The organism is Qipengyuania sp. L-5Y (genome assembly GCF_056859455.1).
On sequence record NZ_JBSXOM010000020.1, the window covers coordinates 1 to 21,312 of the forward strand.

Genomic DNA, 21,312 nt, shown 5'->3' on the forward strand with positions numbered 1-21,312 from the left:
GCGTATCAGACCTCAACCGCTACTTCGCAGACCAGCCTACATTGGCGTCGAATAGTTGGTCTTTTAGTGCTAAAGAGAGGAAACGACGATGGCGAATACTTGCTCAAAAACGAAGCCAAATAAGATGGCGAGATAAAAGCAGCGCCGTCGTCCATGCTGCAGGTGGTTGGTTTTGTTGAGCAATAGGCGACGGCACTTGAGCTGGCTCCGCGGCGCTTTCCTGGAAAAGGCGTTTGTTCTCAGGTATATTAGCGACGGCACTTAACTTGGGATGGTATGTTTGCTGGACAAACCGCCTCAATTCGGAAGTCCCTCGCCGTTCGCTCGAACTCTGGTACATGCGAATGGTGAGCTCGCTCTCAGACTTCGGCGCTGCAGCGTAATAACGGCAACGACAGCGTACGAACGTCATGTGGCGCTGAACGGCGTGTTCGATCGATACTCGGTGTCGATGGCGGGCCGGTCTGTCCCCTCCCCTGCTCCCCAGGTCGGTCCGTCATCACCCGACAGACGAAAGGATCGACCGGTATGCCAACTGCAGGCACGACAGAGCATCTTCGAAAGCAGCGTGGGAGCCCGGCTATCGAACCGATCGTCATGCGTGTCCCGGACGCCTGTCGCTATCTTGGGATCGGGCGCAGCACGCTCTATGTGCTTATCGGCAAAGGCGAGATCGAGGTCATCAAAATGGGAAGCGCTACTCTCGTCATCACAGCCAGCCTTCGATCGCTGGTGGAACGGCTGCGAAGTCCGAACGCACAGCAGGCAAGTAGCACAGTATGATGACCGCGCACCGTGACCTCCTGCAAGCTGTCGTGCTTGCTGCCATCGTCCAGCACGCCGGATCACTCCAAACGCCAGCTCGTCTCGAAAGTGCGGGAGCGACGTGAAAAAGCAGAGCAAGCTCTCGCGGCCAGACTTGTGATCGCTCTTTTGCAGCGGTCCTAGTCTCTTTGCCGATGGCGGCTTCGCGCCCCAATTTCGGCCGTTCCAATTCTTGCCCGAAACGCCCGAAAGCGGACGTCTATTGCGCCCTCGCGCTACGGCAAGTCGCCCCAGGCTTCCGATGATATGGCATTCGCGGATCTTGTCCGCCTGGCAGGATCGTAACATCTGTCAAAGTTCGTTGCGGAGCGCCGAGATGAACGTTCTTGCGATCGATCTCGGCCAATTGCTGTGAGATCAGCTGATCGATGTCCTGGGACGGCTTTGCATCGTGATCGGATAGCGCGAGCAGTTCTCGAACTTGCGCCATGCCGAACCCGAGTTCGCGCGTGCGACGCAAAAAGGTTAGAGTCGCCAAATGCTCGTCGGAGTAATCGCGATAAACAATATCGGTCCGGTCGGCTGCTGGCCGGATGCCCTCGCGCTCGTAATAGCGGATCGTCTCCGCCTTCGTGTCGGTGGACCTTGTCAATTCGCCTCTAAGAATCGCTTGATCCTGTCCGGGTCAGAAGGCTCGGGCGGCGACTTCAGTATGACTCGATTCGGGTCGAAGTGATTTCGGGCGAGGAGATAGATGGTCTCGCCGATCAAACCAACTCGACTACGCGTTCCGACATCGACCAATGTCGGTGATGAACGTCACTTACCGAAGCATTCGCTAACGAGCTTTTCTCGAAGAGAGAAAGCTTCGGTGTATTGTTTTCCTGCGGCGCCGCGCGGCATGAAATTCCACCTGGCGCACTATAAGCTCCAGATCGTCCTTCCCGATATCGAAAGTTTCTCCCAAATCTCTCAGTGCGGCCTCGATATCGTCGGAATGTGGCGCAGTAGGCTCATGCTGTGGTATAGCCTGCGCTCCGATTGATCGCGCCTGATGAGGATAGTTGTGTCCGGAAATCCTATGATATAGGACACCGACGATCACCAGACATACTGCATTGAAAACAATGGGCAGAAAGACGAAGCTATATCCTAGGGCTTCGATGGTTTCTCCGCCGATGACCGCCGTGAGCGCCGCTGCTCCCCCGGGAGGATGCAGGCTGCGCGTGAGCGACATCGCCAAGATGGCAAGTCCTACAGCGAAACCGGCTGCAACGTGCGGCGAACCAAAAAGATGCGCGCAGAATACGCCCGCAAAGGCAGAAATCGCATTGCCGCCTATAACCGGCCAAGGCTGAGCTAGGGGACTCGCGGGAACGGCGAAGACGAGCACGGCCGACGCTCCCATCGGAGCGACGATGAAAGGTAGGATCGCGCTATCGTTCAGGATCCACGACGTGATGAAGCTTGTAAGAGCGATACCCGTCAGACCACCGGCGCACGCCAGCATGCGATCGCGAAAAGTGGCTCCAGCAAGTATTGGTTCGAAGATGCGTCGCATGGTAGCCTGTTTTGATGTCATCGCCTGGCGCCAATGCGGTACCCAATGCCGGGAAACGAGGCAAAATTCGCAATCATACTGATAGACGCACTATCTACCGGCAGCGTGGTGCACCATCACGGTAACCATTCGCCTTGCAATCACGAGCGCTGTCTCTTTGTTCCCTATTCTCACCGCCAACACTCAAGGCGCGCTTTCTTCGATTCCAGATCGTGCCCTGAAGCTATTTGCTTCGATCAACGGTAATCCCAAAGGGCTTTTGCACTTTGTAGATTATGAGGCATGGAGCTAAGCTGCTCGGTCCTTCAGTGTCGGCTGTCGCACTTAGACAATCCGCAAGCAGCATTCCTTACCAGAACGATCAGGCCAGTCGATCGCAGCGCCGGCTTGCGTTCCGATGAGACCGACGCCCACGAGGGTAATCGCCACAAATTGTTTGATTGAGAACGTTTAGCCAATCCTCATCAGACAGTTTGCCGATGAGTTCGCCGTGCTTAGTGTGCTGCATGTGGGCCAGGCGGCCATCGACAGCCTTTGTGATGCCATCGTGGCGCTCTGCTAGAGTCTGTTTCGCAAGCTCGCCTTGGTCGTGGGGGGATTTTTATTTGCCATGGCAGTATTTAGCCAATGCGAGCACTGAGCAGGCACGCTAAGGAACGAAGTGCAGGAACGGCTGTTCAAAACGATGCTGGTGAGGCGGTTTCGTGCGCCTTGTGCCATAGAGCCTTCGACCCGTTCAAATGGTGCACCCAGTCTTGTCTACCTCCTTAGAGCGACTGGGCGCCAGTACCCCCTCGGAATAGCAACAGGACCGCCCGCATGAAGTGCTTAGGCTCGCTGGAATCAAGCACTTGCCAATGATAGCCATTTGATGGGCTGGTATGGAACTGGCTCTGCGCTTTCAGTTGTTCGATTCGAACTGATGGTGTAGCCCTGCCGTTTCAAGCTTCCCTTGGCGGCAGGGCATTCTTCCCTGAAAGCTTCTGAATGGCTCCGCAATGCCTTCGATGGCGTTTCGAGCCATCACCTCTGCCGAAAATGGTTCAAGAGGGGAGTCATGATTAGATGCGATGCTTGCGGCATGACTGGCGATGAAACCGCGATGGACAATCACGTATGTAGGGTTGAAATTGAAGCTGTAGATGAGCGGCCTGATGGAAAGGCGCTAATGACAGGAAGTGCTTATGCCATGGCGATAGGGTTGTGCATCACCCTCATTGCATCGCTCGCCTATGCCAACGTAGGCAACGACCTTTACAGCTTTTCCAATGAGTATGCTGTGCAACAGGCTGCTAGAAGTGCTGGTTTATACTGGTCTACTGTAATGCTCGGTAGCGGTTTGTTCTCAGTCGGTCTGCTGCTCTGGTGCACAGGATACATTGCGAAAGCCATCAGCTTTCTGCCATCGAATAGAGTTGGTTGCCTGAGAAGCGATGAGGATCTCTTCTCATTGTTGAGAAGGTCGGACGCTGCGCTTTACAAGGCGAAGGCTGATGGACGCAATGTGGTTCGCTGCGCTGACGGAGACGCGACTCAGTCAGCGCACGGCGTTTTCGCTTCGGCTAGCTGGGGTCGTGAGACGCAGGGCGACAGGAGTGGACATAGGGGTGTAGAAACAAGCTCGAAACTGTCAGCTTTTGGCGTCCACGACCGTATTAGCCTCCCCTCCTAGAACGAAGATCCAGATAACAATGCAGGCGATCCACCCCGCGTTGAATATGATAAGTGCTGTCCACACCGCTGCCGGTGTTGCCCTCCGTTTTCCTGGCCCGCGCACCAACTCACCCGGCCTATTCCCGCGGAACACGCGAGCGACATCGCGCAGGTGTAGCAAGAGCCAAATGCCCGCGCCCAAGCTGACGACTGCAAAAAGCGCGATGAGAGCAGGAAGGAACCACAACGGCATTGAAGAAACTCCTTTCGGACCGAACTCAGACAGCCGAGCTGAAACGACGGACGGACTGCGGACGGTAGGTATCGAACAAGGCAGCGATCACGCGTGCATAGGGCAACCCGCTCGCTGTAATGGATAATTGGTCATTATCGAGGGTTGCAAGCTCGAGCTCGATGAAAGGGCGAAGGGCGTTGAGCACAGGCTCATCCAACACAGGGTCGATCGTCGCGCTGCCACGGCATAGGAGTGCTTCTATTATTTCCCCGCGCACTCGGTCGTCGTCGGTCCGAGCGATGCCCACCGCCGTTGTCAATCGGCTCTGGCTGGCTTGCATCCTGTAGCGACCGCTATTCTTCTCGTTCTGGGCAAGCAGCTTTGGGAAACTGCTTACTGCCGAACTGCCGAGACCAATCAGGACCAGTGACTGATCGTCCGTGAAGCCTTGAAAGTTTCGCCGCAGCTTTCCCGTCGCAGATGCTTGGGCGAGCGGATCGCTGGGTTTGGCAAAGTGGTCGAAACCAATGGAGCGGTAGCCCTGCTCGGTCAGGTAAGCATGCCCGAGTTGAGCCATAGCAAACCTTTCTTCCGGATCTGGAAGGGCGTTGCCGTCGATGACTCGCTGTCGCGCAATCAGATGCGGAACATGAGCGTAACCGAAGAGCGCGATGCGGTCCGGTGCTATGGCGACCGTGCGCTGTAAGCTGTCATGGAGGTCGTCCTGCGATTGGTGCGGGAGACCATACATCAGATCGAAATTCAGGGAGGTAATCCCATTCTGACGAAGAAGGTCTACGCTGTGTTCGATTAGGCCTTCGGGCTGAACCCGGCCGATCGCCTCCTGGCAGTGTGGTGCGAAGGTCTGCACACCGAGGCTTGCACGTTCGATCCCGACACTCCCGATCGCCTGCGCCCATTCCGCCGAAAATGTTCGGGGGTCGAGCTCGATCGAAAATGTGGGATCATCGATCTTGAAGCGTGCGATCAGGCAGTCGACGAGCGATAGGAATTCTGTTGGGCTGATCGCATTTGGGCTGCCGCCGCCAAACGCGATCCGACGCACATGTGCGTCGCTCCGCAACATATCGGAAACGAGATCTATCTCGCAGACCAGCGCATCAAGATAGGATTCGAGCCGCTGCCGTTTGCCAGACTTGCCCGTGTTGCACCCGCAGTAGAAACAGATTTTTTCGCAGAACGGGATGTGGACGTAGAGCGAAACGGCGCCGCTCGCATTGCCAAGAGCCTCGGCAAAATGGGTGGCTGACAAGGGGCCGAACTCGGCCGCAGTCGGATAGCTGGTGTAGCGGGGAACCGGAGTTGCCAGCAGATCGGGGTGATAGGTCCACATGGCGGGCTCGTTGCTCGTATTCGAGATCGTATTCATTGCGCTGGATCAATTCGCTTACGGGAACAGGACGCGTGGCAACCCTCGCTATGACAGGGCGCCGTGGGAGGCGATTCGCGCATCGGGATCGGAATGCTGAGGACACCGCCGCCGCATAGACGTGTTTCGATGGTCTGAGCAGCAACAGGAACCGGTCCGAATGATGCCGGAAGCAAGGCCAGAAAGGCGAACCTCGTCTTCATCGGCACCCTTCCTCATCTTCGTTGGTTGAATTCCGGCCATCATCCTCGTCATCGATAAGAATACGGTTTGCCGCGCCGTCGAGATCCTCGAACTGGCCGTCGCGCATGGCCCAAAAGAACAGGACCAACCCGGCACCGCCCAGAAACAGCGCGACCGGGATGAGGAAGACCAGCACGTTCAAGGTGCGTTTCTCATGCGCGCCAGCCGCAGGGAGTTTCCAACGACAACCAATGAACTGAGCGACATGGCTATGGCGGCGATCAGAGGTGTCACGAGACCCGCGAGCGCGAGCGGCACTGCAACCACGTTGTAGCCGATCGCAAATCCGAAGTTCTGGCGGACGATGCGCATCGTCCGGCGGGCGATGGTGATCGCCAGCGCAACCGGCATTAACCCCTTGCCAAGGAACACCGCGTCTGCGGCTTGTTGGCTCACGTCGCTAGCGGTGCCGGGCGCGATGGAGGCATGGGCCGCTGCCAGCGCAGGGCCATCATTGATACCGTCACCGACCATTAGTGGGCGATGTCCGTCTGCCTTCAAGGCATCGAGCAGGGCCAACTTGGTATTGGGACGCATTTCGCCTTCGCCTTCAATACCAAGCTCGCCTGCGAGTGCGCGGACGGGAGAATGCCGATCGCCTGAGACGATCCTGCTGTCCAAGCCGCTTGCATCCAGTGCGGCGAGCGTCTGGGCGGCATCGGCCCGCACTGGATCCGCATAAACGATGGCAATTTTTTCCTCACCAATGTGCAGGGTCGATGCCACCCCCGTTTGATCCAAAGCACCACGAGCCAATGAGACGGGGATCTCGCCATGCATCCCGCTTATGCCTTGTCCTCCTGTTTCGGTAATCTCAGTGAGCGATGCAGGTGAGACGCCTTCCGCTCCGAGCGCGGACACGATGCCCTTACTCAAGGGGTGTCGGCTAGACTGCGCGAGGGCTAGCGCGATAGCTTTTTGGTCATTCGTGAGATGATCGAGGCTTGGAACAGGCTCGCCCAGCGTCAGCGTTCCGGTCTTGTCGAACAGTGCGGTATCGACTTCGGCCAATCGTTCGAGCGCGCTTCCATCCTTGACCAGCATGCCTCTCCTGGCGAGCGCCCCTGAAGCAACCACTTGAGCAGCTGGAACTGCCAGCCCCATGGCACACGGACAGGTAATGATAAGAACTGCGATCGCAATCACGAGTGACTGGTGCCAGCCGGCCCCGGCAATCATCCATCCAGCAAACGCCAGCAGCGCAAGAGTATGGACGGCTGGCGCATAAAGGCGCGATGCACGGTCAGCGATACGGACGTAATGACTGCGCGACTGCCCCGCCTCATCCATCAGCCGAGCGATCTCGGCAATCGCTGTATCGGACGAGGCGGCGGTAACGCGCACGCGGATGGGATCGCCGAGATTGATCGCTCCGGCATGAACCGTATCGCCAACACCGACAGGTTGAGGGGTGCTTTCGCCGGTGAGCATCGCATTGTCGATCGAACTTCGTCCGTCCTCGATCACACCATCCGCCGCAAGCGCCTCGCCCGCGGCGATAAGCATGAGCATTCCCGGCTCAAGATCGTCCGCTTCGACCGTTCGGCTGGAACCATTTTCCGCCAAGACGCGAGCTGACTTTCCCATACGCGACAGCAGTGCACCGATGCCTGCGCGGGTCTTGTTCCGCATCGTCGCATCGAGCGCGCGGCCGGCAAGTAGGAAGAACAACAGCATGACCGCGCTGTCGAAATAGGCATGCCCGCCGCCGATGATTGTTTCGTAGACGCTGAGCCCGGTAGCGAGCAGGACACCGATCGAGATCGGCACGTCCATGTTTGTCCGACGATGCCGTAGGGCCATGGCCGCGCTCGAGAAGAAAGGGCGTCCGGCATAGGCCACCACGGGCAGTGCGATCAGCGCGGACAGCCAGTGGAACAGTTCGCGGGTTACACCGCCCGCACCCGACCAGACGCTGACCGAGAGCAGCATGATGTTCATCATGCCGAACCCCGCCACGGCAAGCGAGCGCAGGAGCATGCGGGCTTCGGCATCGTCCTGGCCTAGGGGGTTTGCATCGGCGACCTGCGCTTCGAAGCCGATCCTGCCGATGGCTGCAACAAGCTCTTCTGCGTCGAACTCCCGGTCGTGCCGGACGGCGACACGCTTGGCGGAAAAGTTGACGCGCGCAGCCTCGATACCGTCGATCTCTTGTAGACCGCGTTCGATCTTGGCGATGCAACCGGCACAGCGCATGCCGGGCACGGTGAACCTGCTATCGACGAGGCCGGGTCGCTCAAGCGTTTCGATTGCCGTAGGCGCGTTCACGGCAACTGCTCTTCGGTCGACCATGCCTCTCCCTCGGGAGATGCGACTTTCAGGCGCACGATCCAGCGTCCCGTATCGAGTGGTTCGAGCGATACGTGATTCCCGGGCGTCGCTTCGATAAAACTAAGGCTCTTGCTTTCCGGTTGCCCCAGCGGTCGGCGAGCTTCTGCGGTCACGGTCGCGCCATCGGGCACTGATGTGGTGTCGATCAGCAAGTGCCCGTTCTCACTTCGCGTCATCTCGACCGACCAGCCCAGCGCCTCCTGCTCTTCGGCAGCTTCGAGCCAGTCATTGAACTCCTGGCTTGCGACATAGGAGTTTTCGACGATCACACCGCCGAAGCCGCGCACGGCGAGCGTAGCCATGAAAAGGTTGACCGCAATGATGATGGCGAACCCGGTGACGATGATTGCTGCCGCATGCTTACCTGTGAATTCGCGTTTCATTCCTCGCCTCCCGGCGTGTCGAACCGCGTTTCCGTTGTCGCTGTTTCCTGCTGCTCATCGCGCGAAGTCACGCTGAAGCTGAAATCCTGCGTAGAGGTTCCTTCGGGCGCAACCACATAGGCCCGAACCGAGAGAACCTGATCGGCAGGCACTGTTTTGACCTGGGTGCGCGCAGCGTCGTCCCTCCCGATTGTATCCGTCCACATTAGCGCGCCGGGAAGGCCCTCGACAGCAATCTCCATCTCGCGCGGTCGACTTTCCATGTTACGCAGCTTGAGCGTGTAGGAGTTGCGCACCGATCCATCGCTCATGAGGATGTAAGGCGGATTGCGATCGGGGGATACCGAAAGGCCCACATGGTTGCGCACGCCCAATGCGAACAGCATGGCGAAACCGATGCTGCCCCAGATCAGGAAATAAGCGAGGGTCCTTGGACGAAGCAGTGCTCTCCAAGGTGAGCGCGTGGGTTCTCCAATCGCTTCTTTCTCGCAATCCTCGAGCGTTGCGTAGTCTATCAGACCACGTGGGCGGCCAACGTCGGCCATTACCTTGTCACAGGCATCAATGCACAATCCACAGGTGATGCAGCCAACCTGCGGACCTTCGCGAATGTCGATACCGGTCGGACAAACGGCAACGCATTGGAGGCAGTCGATACAGTCGCCGAACTTGCCGGGGTTCTTTTCCGCCCTCTTGACACTCCCACGCGGCTCACCGCGCCAGTCCTTGTAGGTCACGAGCAGCGACTTCTCGTCCATCATCGCGGTCTGGATACGTGGCCAGGGACACATGTAGATGCAGACCTGCTCGCGCATGAACCCGCCGAGCGTGAACGTGGTGAGCGTCAGGATTGCCACTGTGATATAAGCGGCTGGTGCCGCATCGCCGACCCAGAAGTCTTGCACCAAGGTCGGCGCGTCGGCGAAGTACATGATCCATGCACCGCCGGTCCAGAAGCTGATGACGAGGTAAATCGTGTATTTGAAGCTCCGCTTTGCGAATTTCTTCGGTCCCATCGGCGCCGCGTCGAGCCTCATGCGAGCATTGCGGTCGCCATCGACGAAGCGATCGACATGCTGGAACAGGTCTGTCCAGACAGTCTGCGGGCAGGCATATCCGCACCAGGCACGTCCGACCGCGCTCGTCACGAGGAAGAGCCCGAGCGCCGCCATGATCAGCAGGCCGGCGACATAGTAGAATTCGTGCGGCCAGATCTCGATGCCAAACATGTAGAAACGGCGATTGGCCAAATCGACCAGCACTGCCTGGTCGGGAGCATAAGGACCGCGATCCCAACGGATCCAGGGCGTGCCGTAATAGATCGCCAGAGTGACGAACATCACGAACCACTTGAACCGGCGGAAGGGTCCGTCGATCCGCTTGTTGTGGACCTTGGTGCGTTTCTCAAACAGCTTAGTCGGCAGCTGGTGACGCGGCGGCTCGTGCGGCTCATGACGCAGCGTCGTCGCTTCCGGCTCGGCTACCGCGCTCGAGACCGGCTCGTTGGTCTTCGCTCGCCCGTCCTCGACAACAACCGACCAGTCACGCTCCTCGCCTTCTCGGCGAGAAGGAGCGCTCGACGCGCGGCCGGGGTCACGGTTCTTCATCGACCTCTACCGTAGAATCTTCGGCGACCTCGACGAATTCCTCGCCGCCACCCAGAGACCAGACATAGGCCGAGAGCATCTTGATCGTGACCGGGTCGAGACGTTCGCTCCAGTGCGGCATGCGGCCCATCTTGGGGGTCAGGATCTGGTCGCGGACCTGTTCGCGAGAGCTGCCGTAGAGCCAGATCGCATCGTTCAGACGCGGTGCTCCTAGTTCACGGTTTCCTTCGCCAGCGGTGCCATGACAGACGCTGCAATTGTCCTGGTAGAGCTGCGCACCCGTCCGACTTGATGCACCTTTGCCGCTAAGCGAAAGCACATGGTTTACCAGTCCGTCGATCTGAGCTGGTTCAAAAACGCCTTCGAATGGCGGCATGACACTCGTGCGGGTATCGTCAACGCCCGGTGCGCGAATGCCGTTCACCAACGTGTATTCGATGGCCTTCAGATCGCCACCCCACAGCCAATCATCATCGTTGAGGTTGGGATAGCCAAGTGTCTGGCTTCCGGCCGCTCCCGAACCATGGCACTGCGAGCAATGGACCTGAAAAGCCGATCTTCCCCCAGCCACCGCTTGCGCGAACAGTTCGCTGTTCTCTGGCAGACGTTCGATAGGAATTCGAGCAAGTTCTTCGCGAACGGTCGCGCGCTCTTGGTCGACGACGCTCATCTCCTCGGCAAGTTCGCCTCGGCTGGACCAGCCAAGCACGCCTTCCGTAGCCTTGTTAACCAATGGCCAAGCCGGATAGAGGATCACGTAGACCACGCCCCAGATGATCGTCAGGTATAGCGTCCACAGCCACCAGCGCGGCATAGGCGTATCGAGTTCCTCGATGCCGTCCCATTCGTGTCCTACAGTCTCCGTTCCGGTCGGCTCGTCGATGCGCTTATTTGCCATCCTGGCGCTCCCCGGTTTTCTCGTCCTTGAATATCGAACGCGCTACTTCTTGGTTTTGTTGCTTTGCCCCGGGCCGGAACACCCAGAGACAAAGGCCGAGAAACAGGATCAGGAGGGCGACAAGTCCGTAGCTGTCCGCGAAGTGACGCAACTGGTCGTAGAGGCTCATCGGCCTTTCTCCTCGGCCAACCGCTCCTGTGCGGCAGCGCTATCGACGTCGACCAAAGTCCCGAGCATCTGCAGGTAGGCAACGAGTGCGTCCATTTCGGTCAGTCTGCTCGGATCACCGTCGAAGTCGCGGACCTGTGCCTTGGGATAGCGCTGCTGGAAGTCTTCAACATCGCCTCCGCTGTCGGGATCGGCCTGAAGGATCATGTCCGCCATCGCCTCGCCGACGTCACGATCCGAATAAGGAACGCCAACACGCCGCAGGGCGACCAGCATAGCAGCGGCATGGTCGGTATTGAGCGGTGTGTCACCAAGGAACGAGTATTTTGGCATGATGCTTTCCGGGACGACACTCTGCGGATCCTCAAGGTGCTGGACGTGCCACTCATCTGAATAGCGCCCACCGACGCGCGCGAGGTCTGGCCCGGTGCGCTTCGAACCCCACTGGAAAGGATGGTCATACATGCTTTCGGCGGCGAGGCTGTAATGCCCGTAGCGCTCTACCTCGTCACGGAACGGTCGGATCATCTGGCTGTGACAGGAATAGCAGCCCTCGCGCACATAGACGTTTCGACCGGCCTGCTCGAGCGGCGTATAGGGACGCATCCCCTCCACTTCCTCGATCGTGTTATTCATCCAGAACAGCGGAGCGATCTCCACGATGCCGCCGATCGCCACCGCGATGAAGGAACCGATCGCAAGCAAGTTGATGTTCTTTTCCAGCTTCTTGTGCTGGGTAGCGAGACCCATGGCGATCTATCCTATTCTGCGGGTTCGGGGGATGCCGAGCCTGCGATGGGCCGGTCCTTGTCGGGGTCGTAAGCGGGCATGGCACCCATCGGCTTTTCCTCTCGCAGCTTGCCACCAATGGTCATCCAGACGTTGTAGCCCATGATAATGGCGCCGCTGAGATACATGACACCGCCCAGCGCTCTGATGATGTAGAGTTCGTGCAGCGCGGCCACCGTTTCGGCGAAGCTGTTCACGAGATAGCCGTCCGGGCCGTATTCACGCCACATCAGGCCCTGGGTAATACCTGCCACCCACATGCTGGCTGCGTAGAAGACGATACCAAGCGTCGCGAGCCAGAAGTGCCAGTTGATCATGCGCAGCGAATACATGCGCTCGCGCTTCCACAGTCGCGGGACAAGGAAATAGACCGCAGCGAAGCTGATCAGCCCGTTCCAGCCGAGAGCGCCCGAATGCACGTGCCCGACGGTCCAGTCGGTATAGTGGGACAGCGAATTGACCGCCTTGATACTGAGCATCGGCCCTTCGAAGGTGGCCATGCCATAGAACGCCATCGCCATGACCATCATTCGGATGATCGGATCGGTGCGGACTTTGTCCCATGCGCCGTTGAGCGTCATCAGTCCGTTGATCATGCCGCCCCAACTGGGCATCCACAGGATCACGGAGAAAACCATACCCAGCGTCTGCGCCCAATCGGGCAATGCGGTGTAATGCAGGTGGTGCGGTCCCGCCCAGATGTAGAGAAAGATCAGCGACCAGAAATGGATGATGGAGAGCCGGTAACTGTAGACCGGTCGTTCGGCCTGTTTGGGCACGAAGTAATACATCATGGCGAGGAACGGCACAGTCAGGAAGAACGCGACCGCATTGTGTCCATACCACCACTGGGTCAAAGCATCCTGGACGCCTGCGAAGGCGGAGAACGAAAGCGATCCGTTCCACGCGACAGGCACCGCCAGGTTGTTGACGATATGCAGCATCGCGATGGTAATGATGAACGAGAGGTAGAACCAGTTCGCGACGTAGATGTGCGGTTCGGTCCGGCGCGCCAGCGTGCCAACGAAGACGATCAGATAGGCCACCCAAACGATGGTTAGCCACAGGTCGACATACCATTCCGGCTCTGCGTATTCGCGGCTCTGCGTGACGCCGAACAGATAGCCCGATGCCGCAAGCACGATGAACAACTGGTATCCCCAGAACACAAACCGGGCGAGAGCGGGAAACGCGAGTTGCGCGCGGCAGGTGCGCTGGACGACGTAGAAGCTGCTCGCGATCAGGATGTTGCCACCAAACGCGAAGATTACTGCGGAGGTGTGCAGCGGACGAACCCTCCCGAAATTGAAGTAGGGCTCGATGTTGAGCTGCGGAAAAGCCAGCTGCGAGGCGATGAACACGCCAGCGAGTAGACCCACGAGAGCCCACATCATGGTGGCCAGGACGCCCCAGCGGATAGGGTCGTCGTCATATCGCGACGGCCCTTCAGGCATTTTGAAGAAGCCCTGCGCTTTTCCTAAAGAATCGAAACCAGCGGCGGTCACCCAGACCATCACGAACGCGATAACTCCGATTATGGTCGCGTGCGCCGCCATCCCGCTATCGGCCGCTGTCGCAACCATCACGATAGATAGGACCATGATCAATAACCAGAGGCCCACCCGCCCCAGTGCAGCTTCAGCTTGCATCAATTACTCCGATCGCTTTTTCACGGCTCTATGCGGCTGGACGCACAACCGCATTGACCTGGATCAAAATTCGAAAAATTTTGCTTTTCAACAAGGAAGCGCAGCCACCTCCCGAATTCGAAGCCGGTCTAATATCGTAACGTCGGATCTGCCGTTGGTATCTATGATGCCAAGTTCCCGCAGCTCGGTGAATTGCCGACTGACTGTTTCGATGGTCAGCCCCAAGCTGTCAGCGATTTCGCGTCGAGATATCGGAAGACTGAGCGATACTCCGTCATCATTTTGTTTTCCAATGCGTTCGGCCATCGATGTTAGGAAAGTCGCAACACGTTCCTGCGCGGTCTTGCGGCCAAGGAGCACCGACATGTCTCGGGATTGATCAAATGCGACGAACATGTGTTCGCAAACCGCCTTCGCTAAATCGGGATCTGCCGCGATGGTTCGAATGAAGGCGTCTGCCGGAAAAGCAAAGAGGCGACAGTCGGTGATGCCGTGTAGCGAGTATGGCACGGCGTCTGACCGCGGAAACACTGTGAGATCGTTCGCCAGCAAGAACGCAACGACCTGTTCTCGATCATTACCAAGATGTCCGACAAACTTCGCAACACCCTCTGCAACGAAGACAATAAATCTGACAGCGGGGTCGTCGAGCTCCGCAACTGCGCCGCATTTGATGTCTACGTCGCCGCCCAACGCGCAAAGGCGTGATGCCATGGACTTTGGCAGGTCCAAATGGAGTAAGGCAGCGAAAAGGCGCTGAAGATCGTTGTCGGACAAGGCCCGGAGCTCCGCAATAGGTTCCGGATCGACATGTGCAGTTGAACTTCCATCAGGTCTTTGAGGCAGATCAAACGGCTAGAATATTTCTAAACGTGACGCATCGGGTTTGGCGACAAGGTATAAGGCGCGATTATGCAGCCAGCATCTCGAGAGCGTCACGCTTACGAATGGTGACGTCCCGACGGCCTCGCATTTCAATGAGGCCTTCCTCACGGAACTTCGTAAACTGGCGGCTGACTGTTTCGATAGTGAGGCCGAGAATATCCGCGATCTGCTGGCGTGACATTGGAAGCTCGAACTCGTCAGGCACTTTCCATCCCGTATTCTCACAGGTCGCCAAGACTGTTCGTGAGGCGATTTCGAGAAGCAGAGTTGCGAGCTTTTCCTCTGCGTTCATCCGCCCTAGAAGCAGCATCCAGCGTCGGGTTCTGTCGAGTTCACCCAGCGTTCGTTCAAGTAACTTGTGCTCCAGCCGCCCATGCTCCTCGGCAAAGCGCTCGAAATCCGATCGCTGAAAAACGCAGACGATCGATTCGCTCAGAGCTTCTACGCTGTAGGGAGAAACCTCGCCAAAGGGACGACCGAGGAAATCGGATGGATAGGCGAGCCCGAGGATCTGTTCCCGGCCATCACTTTTCTGGGTGGAGAGCTTCAGCACACCAGAAACCACGTTGGCGACAAAGACGGCTTCGTCGCCTTCCCATAAAAGGGTTTCTCCAGGCGCCAGACGTCTTCTGCGCCCGATCTTGTTCAACAACGCTATTTCATGATCGTCCAGGTCGGCGCAGATCGCGCGGTTTCGGACGGAGCAAGCCTGACAGAAATTGATTTCATTTGTTGGATCTTCGGCCTGCATGGCCACCGTCTAGCCCTGCATGCTTAGCTTTCCAACCCGTTCGTCCGGACAGTTTTACGAAGATGGCGCGAGCACGTGTGGACGACGAAGGCATAGATCGCCAAGCGCATGACATCGAGCCCGATCCACCAATCGTGCAGCGATGTTGGTCCGACCGCCGCACCTGCGATCTGCGCCATCGTGCGGTCGTCCAATTCCGGCATGATTACGATCCACTGCAGAGCCACTGTCGCGATTGCTACGATTATCAAACGGCGCGATGTTCCTCGTGCCGAAACGAAAAGGGCAAACAGCAGAATGCTCTCGATCGCGACGGACGCCCGGAAGGTCTCTCGCCCCACCGCGAGTAAATGAGACATCGGCACGTCGGCTGCCAGGAATTTTACTGGCGTCGCGATGAACGACAGAGAGAAAAGCGTCGCAAGAACAGCGACAGCAAGCCCTAGGGTTCTCAGGGCTGAACGGTTTGTCATGCCTGACCTGCCTTCGTGTTCTCATCGGATCGCGGCGCACACAGGGTCGGTCCGTATCGGAAAAGAAAGAGGCCGAATGCTCCGAGCCAAGCTGCTCCAGCAACCGCCAGCGCCGCCTGTCCGTCGCCGATGGAGAGAGCTGCCTGAACCCGCAAGACAGCCGCAATCGTGATGAGAATATACGAGGCGACAATCTCCCGACTGGCAAAGAGCGCCCGGCCGGTATGGCCGAGGCTGGCTCTGCTCATGACTGCGAGAATCATCGTTGCCATCGCGCCTGTCGAAAAGGCGTGGATACCCGCTGTCTCCGGAACGATCTCGACTTGGGCACCGGCAAGAAGCAAGAGCCCCACCGGGAGCCAGAGGTATGCCAGATGCAGAATCCACACCAGAGCATTGGCGCTGCACCGCCAGCCATGCAATTTCGACAGGCGAAGAAAGTGGGCAACGGAAGCGCTCGATAGGAGCACCGCGCTCAACAAGCTGAACGGTGCGCTTAGCCACGCCAGCAGTGCGGCGGCGGTCAGGGCGATTATCACTTTGTCCAAGGTGCGAGGCTGCGTGGACAATCGTTCACGAGCGCCGATGGAGCTGAGCCAGTTACGCGTAAAGCTCGGGATAATTCGTCCTCCGATGATCGCGATTAACAAGACGACGAGACTGAGTCCGGCTCGCCATCCCAGCGACGAATCTAACGAACCTGCCATTTCAAGCCGGTCTAGGATACCGGCAGCTCCAAAGAGGAGCACGATCGCGACGACAGGCAGATTGCGGTTTCTGCTCTGGATTATCTCGCGTGCGAGGAGGAATGCCAGAAGGAGATAGAAGCCTCCATCGACGAGAATGAGCATGGGATTATTGTCGGGCGATACGAACGGAAGAAGTCTCCCGGAGAGCCACACTGCGAAAAGGGCGGCTAAGGGACCACCTGCAATGGGCAGCCGCCCCGTCCAGTTCGGAACTGCTGTCAGCACAAATCCTGCGATCGCTGCACCGACAAAGCCGAACAGCATTTCATGACGGTGCCATGCGAGTGGATTGTCGAGCAGGTCGAACGACACGAAACCAAAAAGCACGGTCAGCCATGCCGCTAGGGCGGATATGGCCCAAGCTGCGGCACCGAGGAAGAATGGTCTGAAGCCGCCGCGCAGGATCGGCGGGCTTTTCGCCATTCGTCTGCGGCGCAGCTCCAGTCTTTCAGAATTTGTCGGCATACGAGGCGACCTTGTTCGATTAGGTCACCGATAGCACTACACCCCGCCGGACAACTTGATTTACCTCAAACTTCGCTAAAACGTCGAACCGAATTGCTCGCGATCGCTTCCACCTTCGCTCCTAGAATGCATCGATTGCTAGGACGGTTCAGGTGATGGGAAAGCGCGGGATGACACGCGCAACCGACAATACTGGGGGGCACTAGAGAGTGGGCAAATCGCGTGATGGCCAGCCAGTATTATCATCAGTGTCGAGAAGCCACGAAGGGCGAGAGGTCCGCAAATGATCTTAAGACATCGAAGGTCTGGACCAAGGCGCATTGAATTGCATCGGGACCAGTGATGACGTGACGAGCGCGGATGCCAGTAAAATATCCCCTGCTACCAAGTCGGTGACTTTCGCTAGGTCATCGATATGATGCCTCAACACCGCGATGCGGTCCGTGTGCTTGACCGTCGCCCCTCTTTTTGCACCGTCCGCCGACAACGGTGAATACTCCGACAGGCGTTCGGCGATGCGGCCAGATCCTTTGGTCTCCTACCTCAATTTGCGCTCGCCCCCTTAAGCTTCGTGGCAACGCTGCTGACGGAGGTATCCATGGCTGCACTGGGCCTAGACGTGGGTGTGCGCAATCTGGGGAATGCCGGTCCCAAAGTGATTACTACGGTGGTTTTGTCATTGATCGTGCTTGCTCGAGTATCGCTGATTGCGATCTGGATCAGCGGAGCATAGATCCACCTCATCCGGCCGCCAGAGCAGGTTCGAGGTTCCCGGTCATATCGAGATCTTCTCATAACGGAAGCCCCGGGAACAACACGAATATCCCGCAATGCTAGGCTGCCCGGTCCGTCCTTTCCGGCTGTCGCACGTCGACGATCCGCAGGCAGCGTTCCTTGCCAGAACGATCGGGCCAGTTGATCGCAGAACCGGCTTGCATTCCAATGAGACCGGCGCCCACGAGGGTCAGCACGGAGAGACGGTTCTGGTCCAGGTTCGCATCGCGCGGCCATACCAGTTGAACCTTGCGCCGGTCACACGATCGCTCGTCGACGAATTCGACCTCGGATTGCATGGTCACAACGTCATGAGGTAGGTCTTCGGCTGCCACGACATTAGCGCGATCCAGTTCCTCGCACAGTTTTCCAGCTACATCCGGACTGCGCTCCTCGATGGACATCGCCAGTTCGTAGAGCGCGTCCGCTTCGGTATCGATAACATGAATGATCGGCTTTTGGCCGTTTTGGGAAGTGGTCATTTTTCGTAACTCGCTAGAGAGCCGCAAGAGAATCTCGGCTGGGCTGAAGATCGTCCGGGAGCCTCGTCCCGGACCGGATCACGGCCGTCGAGACGAGGCGTGCGCCCGTGCGGGCAGCTGACCTGCGTGCGCGAAATGTCGGTCGATGTGTTGCGAAAAGACCATGAGCCACATGTGGGCGCGATCTTCGGTTTAGTCAAATGGCATAAGACCAATCGCCTCATCGACTATTTCGAGACTTTCATGTCCGAAAGGCCTATCTGAAGGAAATGATGAACTTTCCTTCTTTCGGCTCCAGACGCGGACCAGATCTCGCCATCGATCTCGGCACTGCCAACATGCGTATCATGGTGCGAGGCGAAGGCGTGGTCTTCGACGAACCATCCCTGTGCTATTACGAGAAGACGGCCGGTCAGATGAAACTGATTGCAGCTGGCCGGGACGTTCTGGCGATGGTCGATCGGGTTCCCGGAACCCATGTGGTCCGCCGTCCCCTTGCCCGCGGTGTTTTGCAGGATATGGACGCAGCTTCCGCACTGCTTGCTCATGGTCTCTCGTCGGTGGTTGGCAGGAAGCGTAGAGGACGCCCCCCAGCCATGATCGGTATTCCGGCGGACGCCACGAAGGCAGAGGCGAATGCATTGCTCGCTGCCGCGGACGATGCCGGCTTCGGAAGGATCGAACTGGTGCGCGAGCCTTTTGCAGCGGCTATTGGGGCAGACCTGCCCGTCCGCGAAGCCCGCGCGTCCATGGTCGTCGAATGCGGCGCCGGAACGACCGAGGTTGCGGTCTTCTCGATCGACGGACAATGTCGTTCGCGCTCCGTGCGTTTGGGCGGTCTCGGCCTCGACGAGGCGATTACCGAACATCTTCATCTCCGGCATCACTTCCTCATAGGCAAAATCACCGCCGAGACGCTGAAGAAGCATCTCGCGGCAGAAGGTGCCGAGGACGCGGTAGTGGAAATCAGAGGTCGATCACTGCACAATGGTCTTCCAGGAACGTTGACCTTGACGGTTTCCGAGTTTCACCCCGTGCTGCAGCGACACTTCGGTCGTTTTGCAGATGCCGCCAAGCTTGTGGTCGGCGAAATATCTCCCGATCTTGCCGCCGACCTGTTGAGCGAGCGCGTTGTCGCCACGGGCGGTGGGATCTGCGCCAGATTCCTGGCTGAGGCGATCACCGCTGAATGCGGTGTTGCCGTGACCATCGCCAACGATCCCTCCGGTTGCGTCTCGCGCGGCCTGATGCGGTTGATGGAGGAGCGCGCTGCCTAACTCTCGACGGCAGCGTTTCGTCCGGGTCGAACATGCAAAACAAGTCCCGCTTCTTTGCAAGCCTGTGGTCGCGCGCTTACGTGCTCCTTACGTTCACCGCCCTGTTTTGGGCCGGTAATGCAATCGTTGCGCGCGCGGCGTGCGAGCTGGTCCTTCCCGTCGCCTTGGCGTTCTGGAGATGGACGATTGCCCTGGCCATCATCCTGCCATTTGCATGGCGCCACTTGCGGCGGAATGCTCCCGTCATCCGAGGGAACTGGAGGATGCTGCTGGTGCTTGGCGCACTCGGCATCGGCGCCTTCAACACCCTGCTCTACAGCGGATTGCAACAGACCACAGCGCTCAACGCCATGTTGCTGCAGTCGGGCCAACCCGCCCTCATTCTGTTTCTTGGCGCGATTTTCATGGGCGACAGCACGGCACTGCGCCAGATCGTCGGTGCCGCCATCGCGCTGGCTGGTGTGCTCTGGATCATCGCTCGCGGGAACTTTGGTGTTCTCGGCACCCTGAATTTCAACGAAGGCGACCTCATCATCGGCCTCGCCGTGTGTCTGTGGGCGGTCTATGCGGTAATGCTCAGGCGCTGCCCTGCGATCCATCCCCTAAGCCTGTTTGCAGTGACCTTGATCGTCGGCATAATCGTGATCGCGCCGTTCTATGCGCTGGAGCTCAATTCGGGGCGCTATATCGTTTTGCAGGAGGAAAGCCTGCTGGCGATCGGATATGTTTCGGTTTTTCCTTCCATCCTCGCCTACCTCTTCTTCAACAGGGGCGTAGAACTCATCGGGTCTGCAGGAACCGGGATGTATATGAACGTCATGCCAGTTATGGGCGCGGGGCTTGCGATTATCTTTCTAGGCGAACATTTGCGAGGCTTTCATGCGATCGGAATGGCGCTGATAGTTGGCGGCATTCTTCTCGCTGGCCGAGGTAGCAAGCCTCTGGCGGGAGCTGTCGTTTCTTCGAAGACAGACAATATCGAACGACGAAATGAAAGTGAGTGACCGTTTCCCGACACACGCGAAGGATCCCGCATTCGGGCCGACGATCTGGGTCACACGCACGTCGCCGGATAACGAAAAGACTGCGGGCGCCTTGCGGCGGTTAGGGTTCGATGCGCTGGCTGTGCCCGTTCTGCGAGTGGAAGGTCTCCCTGAGAAAGCTTTGGACGAGCCGCCCGATGCGATCGTGTTCACGTCGGTAAATGGCGTGCGCCATCATTCTATCTGCCCGGCACTTCTCGATATTCCAGTGTTCGCGGTGGGCGACAGGACAGCGGCGAGTGCCGCCCACGCTGGATATACCCATGTTGTCTCGGCGGCTGGGGATGTTCTCGATCTGGAGCGCCTGATCGTTCAGTCCCTCCCGCGAGGGAGTCGGCTTCTGCACTTTTCCGCCCACCGGCCGGCTGGAGACCTGACCGGCAACCTTCGCCGCAAGGGTTATCTCGCCACGAGAAAGCCGGTCTATGAGACCCGCGATGTCGCTGTCGCGAAGCTATTGGCATCCCTTCCAGCACCGCACGAGATAAACGGAATTCTGATCCACTCGCCGCGCGCTGGTCATGTGGTGAAGCGCTGCCTGGAACGGACATCCCGGCCTTTCAGAGGCATCGTCTATTGCATCTCCGATGCAGCCGCGGCTCCTTTCGAGGGGAAGCAAGGAATGGATATTCGTGTCGCCGCACGGCCCGACGAAGCCTCGATGCTGGCGCTCATCGCGAACCCTTAACGGAACACAGGAGCAGCCGCATTCTTTAGCGTGACGGATAGATAATAATGGAG

The 21,312-nt window shown here is 58.3% G+C and carries 21 protein-coding genes; 5 read left to right on the forward strand and 16 right to left on the reverse strand.

Annotated elements, in window-relative coordinates; genetic code table 11:
• Positions 1-528 precede the first annotated feature (528 nt).
• On the forward strand, positions 529-783 hold the full coding sequence (locus tag AC13F2_RS02585) for a helix-turn-helix domain-containing protein (RefSeq protein ID WP_103025010.1): 255 nt from the start codon (positions 529-531) through the stop codon (positions 781-783).
• Between the two features lie 241 nt (positions 784-1,024).
• Here the strand turns inward: AC13F2_RS02585 and AC13F2_RS02590 are convergent, their stop codons facing one another.
• Together AC13F2_RS02590 and AC13F2_RS02595 are read right to left on the reverse strand one after the other, a co-directional pair.
• Positions 1,025-1,417: a MerR family DNA-binding protein gene (locus AC13F2_RS02590; protein WP_301642838.1), complete on the reverse strand. Its 393-nt coding sequence runs from the start codon at positions 1,415-1,417 to the stop codon at positions 1,025-1,027.
• Between the two features lie 186 nt (positions 1,418-1,603).
• Positions 1,604-2,326: an HPP family protein gene (locus AC13F2_RS02595; RefSeq protein WP_482964221.1), complete on the reverse strand. Its 723-nt coding sequence runs from the start codon at positions 2,324-2,326 to the stop codon at positions 1,604-1,606.
• A 1,081-nt stretch (positions 2,327-3,407) separates the two neighbouring features.
• Here AC13F2_RS02595 and AC13F2_RS02600 point away from each other — a divergent pair.
• Complete coding sequence (locus tag AC13F2_RS02600; RefSeq protein WP_301642840.1) at positions 3,408-3,998, forward strand: hypothetical protein; 591 nt, start codon at positions 3,408-3,410, stop codon at positions 3,996-3,998.
• A 259-nt stretch (positions 3,999-4,257) separates the two neighbouring features.
• Here the strand turns inward: AC13F2_RS02600 and hemN are convergent, their stop codons facing one another.
• The 14 genes from hemN to rnk form a co-directional block, all read right to left on the reverse strand.
• The gene (hemN, locus tag AC13F2_RS02605) at positions 4,258-5,568 is read right to left on the reverse strand and encodes an oxygen-independent coproporphyrinogen III oxidase (protein WP_301643090.1); all 1,311 of its coding nucleotides are present in this window, start codon (positions 5,566-5,568) and stop codon (positions 4,258-4,260) included.
• Between the two features lie 235 nt (positions 5,569-5,803).
• Positions 5,804-5,989 (reverse strand): cbb3-type cytochrome oxidase assembly protein CcoS, encoded by a 186-nt coding sequence (gene ccoS, locus AC13F2_RS02610; RefSeq protein ID WP_103022851.1) that lies wholly within the window; start codon positions 5,987-5,989, stop codon positions 5,804-5,806.
• Entirely contained in the window at positions 5,986-8,139 is a 2,154-nt protein-coding gene (locus AC13F2_RS02615; protein WP_301642841.1) for a heavy metal translocating P-type ATPase, read from the reverse strand. Before AC13F2_RS02615 ends, ccoS begins: the two co-directional genes overlap by 4 nt.
• Positions 8,112-8,561 (reverse strand): FixH family protein, encoded by a 450-nt coding sequence (locus tag AC13F2_RS02620; protein ID WP_301642842.1) that lies wholly within the window; start codon positions 8,559-8,561, stop codon positions 8,112-8,114. The genes AC13F2_RS02615 and AC13F2_RS02620 overlap by 28 nt, the downstream gene beginning before the upstream one ends.
• On the reverse strand, positions 8,558-10,168 hold the full coding sequence (gene ccoG, locus AC13F2_RS02625) for a cytochrome c oxidase accessory protein CcoG (RefSeq protein ID WP_301642843.1): 1,611 nt from the start codon (positions 10,166-10,168) through the stop codon (positions 8,558-8,560). Before ccoG ends, AC13F2_RS02620 begins: the two co-directional genes overlap by 4 nt.
• Complete coding sequence (ccoP, locus tag AC13F2_RS02630) at positions 10,155-11,066, reverse strand: cytochrome-c oxidase, cbb3-type subunit III (protein WP_301642844.1); 912 nt, start codon at positions 11,064-11,066, stop codon at positions 10,155-10,157. Before ccoP ends, ccoG begins: the two co-directional genes overlap by 14 nt.
• Complete coding sequence (locus tag AC13F2_RS02635; protein ID WP_103022846.1) at positions 11,056-11,235, reverse strand: cbb3-type cytochrome c oxidase subunit 3; 180 nt, start codon at positions 11,233-11,235, stop codon at positions 11,056-11,058. The genes ccoP and AC13F2_RS02635 overlap by 11 nt, the downstream gene beginning before the upstream one ends.
• The gene (gene ccoO, locus AC13F2_RS02640) at positions 11,232-11,984 is read right to left on the reverse strand and encodes a cytochrome-c oxidase, cbb3-type subunit II (RefSeq protein WP_301642845.1); all 753 of its coding nucleotides are present in this window, start codon (positions 11,982-11,984) and stop codon (positions 11,232-11,234) included. Before ccoO ends, AC13F2_RS02635 begins: the two co-directional genes overlap by 4 nt.
• A gap of 11 nt (positions 11,985-11,995) precedes the next feature.
• Positions 11,996-13,672 carry a cytochrome-c oxidase, cbb3-type subunit I gene (gene ccoN / locus AC13F2_RS02645; protein WP_103022844.1) on the reverse strand — a complete coding sequence of 559 codons (1,677 nt, stop codon included), beginning with the start codon at positions 13,670-13,672 and terminating at the stop codon, positions 11,996-11,998.
• Between the two features lie 87 nt (positions 13,673-13,759).
• Positions 13,760-14,449, reverse strand: coding sequence for a Crp/Fnr family transcriptional regulator (locus tag AC13F2_RS02650; RefSeq protein ID WP_301642846.1), 690 nt, complete (start codon positions 14,447-14,449; stop codon positions 13,760-13,762).
• A 133-nt stretch (positions 14,450-14,582) separates the two neighbouring features.
• The gene (locus AC13F2_RS02655; protein ID WP_301642847.1) at positions 14,583-15,308 is read right to left on the reverse strand and encodes a Crp/Fnr family transcriptional regulator; all 726 of its coding nucleotides are present in this window, start codon (positions 15,306-15,308) and stop codon (positions 14,583-14,585) included.
• A gap of 23 nt (positions 15,309-15,331) precedes the next feature.
• The gene (locus AC13F2_RS02660; protein WP_301642848.1) at positions 15,332-15,781 is read right to left on the reverse strand and encodes a hypothetical protein; all 450 of its coding nucleotides are present in this window, start codon (positions 15,779-15,781) and stop codon (positions 15,332-15,334) included.
• Positions 15,778-16,995, reverse strand: coding sequence for an NnrS family protein (locus AC13F2_RS02665; RefSeq protein WP_397490020.1), 1,218 nt, complete (start codon positions 16,993-16,995; stop codon positions 15,778-15,780). The genes AC13F2_RS02660 and AC13F2_RS02665 overlap by 4 nt, the downstream gene beginning before the upstream one ends.
• Before the next feature lie 833 nt (positions 16,996-17,828).
• Entirely contained in the window at positions 17,829-18,251 is a 423-nt protein-coding gene (gene rnk / locus AC13F2_RS02670) for a nucleoside diphosphate kinase regulator (protein ID WP_301642851.1), read from the reverse strand.
• Between the two features lie 272 nt (positions 18,252-18,523).
• Here rnk and AC13F2_RS02675 point away from each other — a divergent pair, with 272 nt between their 5' ends.
• Genes AC13F2_RS02675 through AC13F2_RS02685 form a run of 3 tightly spaced genes read left to right on the forward strand, consistent with a single transcriptional unit; the run spans position 18,524 to position 21,259 of the window.
• Positions 18,524-19,528, forward strand: a complete 1,005-nt coding sequence (locus AC13F2_RS02675) for a rod shape-determining protein (protein ID WP_301642852.1) — start codon at positions 18,524-18,526, stop codon at positions 19,526-19,528.
• Positions 19,529-19,560: 32 nt separating this feature from the next.
• The gene (locus tag AC13F2_RS02680) at positions 19,561-20,532 is read left to right on the forward strand and encodes a DMT family transporter (protein ID WP_301642853.1); all 972 of its coding nucleotides are present in this window, start codon (positions 19,561-19,563) and stop codon (positions 20,530-20,532) included.
• The gene (locus AC13F2_RS02685; protein ID WP_301642854.1) at positions 20,525-21,259 is read left to right on the forward strand and encodes a uroporphyrinogen-III synthase; all 735 of its coding nucleotides are present in this window, start codon (positions 20,525-20,527) and stop codon (positions 21,257-21,259) included. Before AC13F2_RS02680 ends, AC13F2_RS02685 begins: the two co-directional genes overlap by 8 nt.
• Positions 21,260-21,312 lie beyond the last annotated feature (53 nt).